Here is an 8180-nt window from a genome sequence, read left to right as displayed (position 1 = left end):
CCTCGGAAGACCTCGACCCCTACCCGGTGAGCGACGCGCTGACAGATCTACACCCTCGATTGTGAAGAGCCCCATAAGCCAGTGGTTTCAGTGTCGATGACTGAGTAGTTCACTTGAGACATGGGGGAGTCCTTAGCAATCGTGGGGGCGATTAATGAGGACTATATAACTCTGCTCTGAAGAAGGTTATGAGGAAGCAGACGAGCTCGGCGCCGTCTTGAATGGGCCACCGAGCTCGTCTGTAACGACAGCGTTGGGCAGTGCCTACCGCACGGCACCCGCGCTGGAACCGGCGCCGGCGGGTTCGGTGGGGAGAGCGGCGTCGTCGGGAAGAACCGTGCGCTGGCGACCCTTGCCCTTGACGAACGTGAAGAACACGCCGGTCATGATGACCAGCCACGCGAGGCCCACGATCAGGGCGATGCGAGTGTCCGGGGTGAAGGCGAGTAGCACGATCACGAACGCCATGAAGGCCAACGCAAGGTACGTGCTCACGCGACCGCCGGGCAACGGGTAGGAGCTACGCGGGGCACCGGCGCGGGCACGTTCGCGGGACATGCCCAGGTGGGAGAGCAGGATCATGATCCAGACCCACACCGTGGCGAACGTGGCCAGGGACGCGATGATCAAGAAGACGTTCTCCGGGATCACGGCGTTGAGGATCACGCCGATCACCAGGACGCCCGCCATCAGTGCAACCGTGAGGGTTGGAACGCCGGTGCGGCCCACGTGGGTGAAGGCGCGGGGTGCGTGACCCTGCTGGGCCAGACCGTAGACCATGCGACCGGAACCGAAGATGTCCGAGTTGATGGCGGAGATCGCCGCCGTGATGATCACCGCATTGAGGATGTGGGCGGCGTAGGAGATACCCAGGGACTCGAAAATCTGCACGAAGGGGCTGACCTCGCCGGTGACCTCGTTCCAGGGGAACAGGCACATCAGCACGAACAAGGTGAGCACGTAGAAGAGCAGGATGCGCACGGGAACCGTGTTGATCGCGGCGGGGATGGTCTTGGCGGGGATCTTGGCCTCGCCGGCGGTGATGCCGATGGTCTCGATGCCACCGAAAGCGAACATCACCACGGAGAAGGACAGCAGCAGACCGATGAAGCCGTTGGGGAACAGGCCGCCGTGATCGACCAGGTTGTGGAGTCCGGGCGGCGTGCTGGAGGGGACCGAGAAGCCGAAGATGAGGATCGCGAAACCGCCCACGATCATCAGAATGATGGCCGTGACCTTCACGATGGTCAGCCAGAACTCCAGCTCACCAAATACCTTGACGTTGAGCAGATTGAGGCCGGTGATGAGCAGGACGATGGCCAGCACCCAGATCCATTGCGGCGTATCCGGGAACCAGAACTGCATGTATATGCCGAAGGCCGTGACGTCCGCGAGAGCCACGATGGCCATTTCGAACACGAACGTCCACCCCGTGATGAAGCCGGCGAGCGGGCCCAGGTAACGGCCGGCGTACTGACCGAACGAACCGGTCACCGGGTGCAGCACGGCCATCTCACCGAGAGCGCGCATCACCAGGAACACCACCGCGCCACCGATCATGTACGCGAATAGCACGGCGGGGCCGGCGGCCTGGATGGCGGAGGCGGAACCGTAGAACAGGCCGGTTCCGATGGCCGAACCCAGGGCCATGAAGCGCACGTGGCGCACGGTCAGACCGCGCTTGAGGGCAGCGGGAAATTCGCTCACGGGAGTACCTTCAGTAGGTGATTCTGCTCAGGCTTTGCTCAGAAAATCATGCAGTTCGGCACGAAAGCCTTTAGGAGATTACACCCCTTACCGCGCACCCATTAATCCGGAGTGGACAGTGCGGCGCTGAGGCGCGCACGCCGTAATTCTTATACGCACAAGCGCGCCACGGCCCGTCATCACTGGTGGGTGGGCAACCGCCGGGTACTTTAACCGACAACCGATCGTGACCGCCTCAAGAAACGGGACGAGCCATGTCTTCCTCATCACAGCCTGCCGAGACGCACAAGAAACAGAAGAACGGCGACGGCGCACTCCTGAGAGTGCTCAACTGGATCGAATGGGTGGGCAACAAACTGCCGGATCCGTTCTGGTTGTTCTTCATCCTGGCCGGCGTGGTGCTGGTGCTGAGCTGGGTCCTGGGCACCATGGGGTTAAGCGCGGTCAACCCGGCCACGGACGAGACCATCCAGGTCACCAGCCTGCTCTCCCCGGAAGGCTTGCGCCAGATCGTCTCCGAAGCGGTCATCAACTTTGTGGAGTTCCCACCGCTGGGCCTGGTGGTCGTGATCCTCTTGGGCGTCGCGGTAGCCGAGGAATCCGGGATGCTTTCGGCCGCGTTGCGTGGTTCGGTCTCGCGCGTGGGCCCCAAGTGGCTGACCTTCGTGCTCGCACTGACCGGCATCACCGGCTCCATCGCGGCGGACGCCATGTATGTGGTGCTCATCCCACTCGGTGCGCTCGCCTTCAAGGCCGCCGGGCGCTCGCCGGTGGTCGGTTTGATCGTCGCGTTCTGCTCGGTTGCGGCGGGCTTCAACGCGTCGCTCTTGCCGACGGCGTCGGACGCCTTGCTCGCGGGCATTTCGACAGCGGCCGCGGGCCTGATCGACCCCAATGCGATTGTCACTCCCATCTCCAACTACTTCTTCAACATCGTCTCGGCCCTGGTGCTGGCGGGCATCATCACGGTGGTCACGGAAACCGTGATTGCCAAGCGCGGCCAAGCGATCGAGGAGGACACGGACACCAAGGAGCAGGACATGGGCTCCTTCTCCGACATGAAGCTCAAGCCCCGCGAGAAGCGCGGTTTGCGCAACGCGGGCATCGCCTTCGCGGTGATGATGGCGATCTACCTGGCCTTGCTCCTCACTCCCGGTTCTCCGCTGCGCGCCGAGGATGGCACCATCCTGATGTCCCCGTTGTTGCTCAACGTCGGCATCGTGATTGCCGTGATGTTCGCGGTCATGGGTTGGGTTTACGGCCGTGCCGCTGGGACCATGACGCGCGCTCGCCAGATTCCGGAGGCCATGTCCAAGGGCATCGTGTCCGTGGCACCCGTTCTGGTGTTGTTCTTTGCCGCCGCGCAGTTCACCGCGTACTTCGAATGGTCGGGGATCGGACCGGTGCTGGCCGTATACGGAGCGGACTTCATTGGCGGACTGGGGCTGCACCCGGTGATCATGTTTGCGGGTGTGGTGGCCATCGTGGCGGTCATGAACCTGCTGATCACTTCCGGCTCGGCCCAGTGGACGCTGCTCGCGCCCGTGATGGTGCCCATGCTGATGCTGCTGGATGTCTCACCGGAGACCACCCAGGCGCTGTTCCGGATCGGTGATTCACCCACCAACGTGCTCAGCCCCGTGAGCCCTTACTTCGCGCTGGTCCTGGGTTACTTGCGGCGGTACCAGAAGGACGCCGGCGTAGGCACCTTGATCTCGCTGGTGCTTCCGCTGTCGATCGCCATGTTGATCGGTTGGTTCCTGCTGTTCGTCGGCTGGTATCTGCTCGGATTGCCGCTCGGCCCGCAAGACCTGTAACTCTCGCGCGGGACGGTTGTGCATTTGCCCTGGTCAGAACGGATGCATGCGTCACAATGTGCCCTAAAAGGCCCACACGCTTATGGGTGTCGGAGGTCTCTGGCAATGTCTGGTATTCAGGAAACATTCAGCGAATGTGACAGAGCCAGCAAGGGGAGGGGCTATGCCCTCATCAGCGTACGGACCGGGCGACGAGACTCAACCGGTGCCTCGAGCACAGGACTCGGAGACGACCAAGGCCATGCCCGCGGTCGGTGGCCCGGGAGATGATGGGCCTGGGACGGGCCCCGAGAAGGCCGCGTCCCAGCTGCCCGCTCCACTGCGGGGGATGACCGGTAAGCACTGGCTCGTACCGGTGATCGCGGGTATCAGCGGCTACTTGGCCACGGTCCTCGCCACGGTGATCGCTCTTCTGATCACGTTGCTGGGATTCGCCCTGTCCGGGGACTCGTCCTCCAACGACATCGCCTCGGACGTGACCACTGGGATCGAGAGCAGCACGGACGCCAACCAGGTATGGGTGGCCATCTGTCTTCCCTTCCAGGTGGCAGCGCTCGCGTTCCTGGCACCGCTCCGTCTGGTCGTGAGCGGAGGCGCGGAAGGCGTCTCCATGGGCCTGATCTTCCCGCTGTACCTCCCGTTGCTGTGCGGGGTTCTCACGGCGTGGTTGGTGGCGCGGAAGCTCAGTGGCCGCCTCAGTCTCGACAACCGCGTGGTCCAGTGGCTCATGGCCGCCATTGCAGGCCTCGCCTGGGCGCTCACGGCGCTCATCTTCACGGCCATCACAGTGGTGCGCACGGACGTCCCGCTGTTCCTCTCGACCCTTGAGATGCGGCTCACCGGTGTCAGCTTTGCCTTGGTCGCGGTGGCCTTCCTGGTGGGGTTGCTGGCCACCGCCTCGGCTCTCAACGTTCGAGTTGCTCAACCCGCGCCCGGTCGTGTGGTGACCACCACGGAGCGGCATGCTCCGGGGCTGCTCCAGGTGCTGCGACCCATTGCCATTCACCTGCTGGTGTTCTGTGTTCTCGCCGGCCTCGGAATGGTGATCTACGCGTTCATCGAAGGCGGTGCCGCCGCGGGTTTCTCAGCTGTGTTGTGGGTGCCCATGGCCGCAGGAGTGCTCTTTGTGCTCTCGCACCTGTCCGCCGTCACCGTGACGGGCGCCGGCGGCTGGCTCGCGGAGGCATCTGGATCCTCGAACGTCGCCTACTTGTGGACGGACGGCGACCAACCCGTGTGGGCCATCGTCCTCCTGGTTCTGCTGGCCGTGATCTCCGCAGTGTGTGCCGCGCTGAGCTGGGCGCACGTGCGCCCGGTGGACCAGCGGGTCGCCCGCACGGTTCAGTCCTGGGCCGTGCTCCCCGGGGCCTACCTGCTGCTTGGTCTGCTGGTCATGTGGTTGCTGCGCGCCTCGGGCCAGCTGGGCGGGTTTTTCGGTCTGGACGGCGTTCTGGCCGTGCGTCCCGTGGCGTGGACGTGCCTGGTCTTCCTGCTCTGGGGTGTCGCCATAGAAGCCCTCGCGCGCTTCGTGGCCCCTGCATTCATCGGGGTTCTTCCCGGCGGTGTGAACCGTGCGCTGCGCGGTTCGGACCGAGCCCGAGGTCGCGCAGCGGTGGTCGCCTCGGCCGCGGCGCTCGCGGGTGGAGCGGCCGCAGCGGGTCGCACCCCGCACGACGACGTCGCTCGGCCGGCATCCGAGCCCGGTGTCGGTCCCACGTACGGTGCGGGCGTCGCTCCCGCTGCTCAGGAGCCACGGGAGCCGATGGATCCGGCCAAGAAAAAGAAGATCCGCCTGGTGGCCATCATCGCGGGGTCGATCATCCTGCTGGCGGTGATCGCGGCCATAGTGTTCTCCGTGGTCAGCCGCACGGCATTTGGCCCGGACAAGAAGGCCGAAGAACTCATTGAGGCCGTGGTGGGCGGAGATGCCCAACGCGCCACCGAGCTGGCCGATCCCAACGTGACCACTCAGCAGCGCGGCCTGCTCACCAATGACATCTACGGTGCCGCTGAGAACCGGATCTCCTCGTACGAGATCACCGACACCACGGTCAACGGTGACCGTGCCACGGTGGACGCCCGAGTCTCCCAGGACAACGTGACCAGTAATGTCAGCGTGAACCTGGTGTCCGATGGCCGGGAGGGACTGTTCAAGTCCTGGCGCATCGAAAACCCGGATTCGCTGCTGTACCAGCAGGTCACGGTTCAGGTTCCCGCGGGCGTGGAGAAGATGAACGTCAACGGGAACCCCGTGACCCTTCCGAACGAATCTGAGCCGCACTCGGTTTCGCTCACGGTGCTGCCCGGTGACTACGACATGTCCGTGGACGCACCCAGCAAGTACGTGACCTACGGCGAAGCACAGACGGCGGAGGTACGAGCCGACGATCGGTTCATGAGTGACACCGTGCAGTTCTCCACCGAGCACACCCCCGAACTCGTGGAGGAAGCCACCCGAGTGGCCAACGCCAAGCTGGACGAATGTGCGGCGTCCGGGTCCTTCGACCCGGAGGGCTGCTCCTTCGGGTTCAACTCCTACGACGACAACGAGGACTACCGGAACCCCACCTGGACCATCACGGAGTACCCCGAGTACGAGGTGTACGGAACGGGTGATTCACTCACCCTGAGCACGTCCAAGTCCGGCGAAGCCACGCTGGAGTACCAGTACAACTCCGAGTGGGACGATGATGAGCCGGCGGACTGGGAGGACCAGGACACGGAGACCAGCCTTTACGGTTCCGGTGACCTGGTCGTTACCGGTGACAAGGTGGAGGTGAACTTCTCCGACTGGTGATGAGGGGTGGAAACCGTTGACCGGGGAATCGCTCGGGGTCGTCCCGCCGTCATCGCGGGCAGTCTAACGAGTGAGCGAATCAACACGGGAGTGGAAGGTGCGTTACTGCAGCGTGCCGGACAACCGTGCCCGCATGCGCCGGGACGGCAGGTTGAGCCCCCGGATCTTCACTGTGGTGCCGTGGGCCCGGTATTTGTCCGTGACCGCGTCCACGGCCGCCACCGTGGAGGCATCCCAGATGTGCGATTCGCTGAAGTCGATCACTACGGTGGCCGGGTCCTCCGCGTAGCGGAACTGGGTGTACAGGTCGTTGGAGGAGGCGAAGAACAACTCGCCGCGCACGCGGTAGGTGGCCACGGCGTCGTCGGCAGAGTGACCGGAAGCCGGGATATCGGAACCGACCGGGTCAGAGGTGGCAGCAGCACCGCCACCGCGCGAACCCGCCGGGGACTCCACGGTGCGTTCCACCGTGATCATATGAGCCACGCGGCGTGCGAAGCCGATCATCGCCGCCAGGACACCCGCGGCCACGCCGAGCGCCAGGTTGTGGGTGGCCACCGTGACCGCAACCGTCACGAGCATGACCACGGTTTCGGACAGCGGCATGCGGCGCAGCGTGGACGGGCGGATGGAGTGCCAGTCGAAGGTCGCCCAGGCCACGAAGATCATGATGGCGGCCAATGCTGCCATGGGAATGGTGCCCACGATCTCACCCAGCAACACCACCAGGAGCAAGAGGAAGACCCCGGACAGGAACGTGGAGATCCGGGTGCGCGCACCCGAGGCCCGCACGTTGATCATCGTCTGGCCGATCATGCCGCAGCCACCCATGGTGCCGAACATGCCGCTGACCACGTTGCCCACACCCTGACCCCAGGTCTCGCGGGTCTTGTTGGAGGGTGTGTCGGTGATGTCGTCCACGAGCTTGGCGGTCATGAGCGATTCCATGATGCCCACCACCGCCATGGTCAGTGCGAACGGCGCAATGATCTGCAGGGTCTCCAGCGTGTAGGGCACGTCCGGGACGATCAGCTGGGGCCAGGAATCGGGGAGTTTGCCCTTGTCACTCACGGTGGGAACGTTCAACCCGAGCAGAACCACCACCGGGGTGAGCACCAGGATCGCCACGAGGGGCGCCGGTACCGCCGTAGTCAGGCGGGGCAGACCGAACACGATCAACAACGCGACCGCGGCCACCGGATACACCGCCCACGGCACGTCGATCAGCTCCTCGAGCTGCGGGATGAACAGCAGAATGCCCAGCGCGTTCACGAAACCCACCATCACGGAGCGCGGTACGAACCGCATGATTCGAGCGAAGCCGACCGCGCCCAGCACGATCTGGAAAATGCCCGCCAGAATCACTGCCGCAATCAGGTAGTTCACGCCGTGCGATGCCACCAGCGGGGCCATTACCAGGGCGGTCGCGCCGGTGGCGGCCGAAATCATGGCCGGGCGCCCACCCGTGACAGCCAAGGTCATGGCCATGATCGCCGCGGCGAACAGTCCCACCTGCGGGTCCACTCCGGCAATCACGGAGAAGGCGATGGCCTCGGGGATCAACGCAAGGCCCACCACCAGGGCGCCCAGCACCTCGGTCTTGAGCCACGACGGCGTGTGTAGGGTGCGCGCAACGGACTGGCGTTGCAGCGGCGTGACGTGGTGGGGGTGCACGGAGGTGGACACGGAACTCCCGGATGAGATCAGGTGCGAGAACTGAGAACGCCCGGGATTGTTCGAGGCAGAGCATGTACCGGGCGACCTCAATAGGGTAGCGCCCGGTCACAGGCGTCTTGCCTCATGTCAAGATGTCCGGATGGTGTTCGTGCTTGCCTCAGGTGAAATGTCCGCGTAGCTCA

General features: G+C 64.3%; 4 protein-coding genes. 2 read left to right on the top strand and 2 right to left on the bottom strand.

Features of this window, described 5'->3' with window-relative positions; translation table 11 throughout:
- Positions 1 to 264 precede the first annotated feature (264 nt).
- On the bottom strand, positions 265 to 1650 hold the full coding sequence (locus RF638_RS15725; RefSeq protein ID WP_368629378.1) for an amino acid permease: 1386 nt from the start codon (positions 1648 to 1650) through the stop codon (positions 265 to 267).
- 311 nt (positions 1651 to 1961) lie between these two features.
- Between RF638_RS15725 and RF638_RS15720 the strand changes: the two genes are divergently transcribed.
- Positions 1962 to 3524 carry an AbgT family transporter gene (locus RF638_RS15720; protein ID WP_368630665.1) on the top strand — a complete coding sequence of 521 codons (1563 nt, stop codon included), beginning with the start codon at positions 1962 to 1964 and terminating at the stop codon, positions 3522 to 3524.
- A 163-nt stretch (positions 3525 to 3687) separates the two neighbouring features.
- Positions 3688 to 6321 carry a hypothetical protein gene (locus tag RF638_RS15715; protein ID WP_368842438.1) on the top strand — a complete coding sequence of 878 codons (2634 nt, stop codon included), beginning with the start codon at positions 3688 to 3690 and terminating at the stop codon, positions 6319 to 6321.
- A gap of 102 nt (positions 6322 to 6423) precedes the next feature.
- Here the strand turns inward: RF638_RS15715 and RF638_RS15710 are convergent, their stop codons facing one another.
- A complete protein-coding gene (locus RF638_RS15710) occupies positions 6424 to 8007 on the bottom strand; it encodes a SulP family inorganic anion transporter (RefSeq protein WP_368630667.1) in 1584 nt (527 codons plus the stop codon).
- Between the last annotated feature and the right edge of the window lie 173 nt (positions 8008 to 8180).

It is taken from the genome of Kocuria sp. CPCC 205235 (assembly GCF_040980905.1).
GTDB classification, from domain to species: Bacteria; Actinomycetota; Actinomycetes; order Actinomycetales; family Micrococcaceae; genus Kocuria; species Kocuria carniphila.
This window is presented reverse-complemented; position numbering and strand designations above follow the sequence as displayed.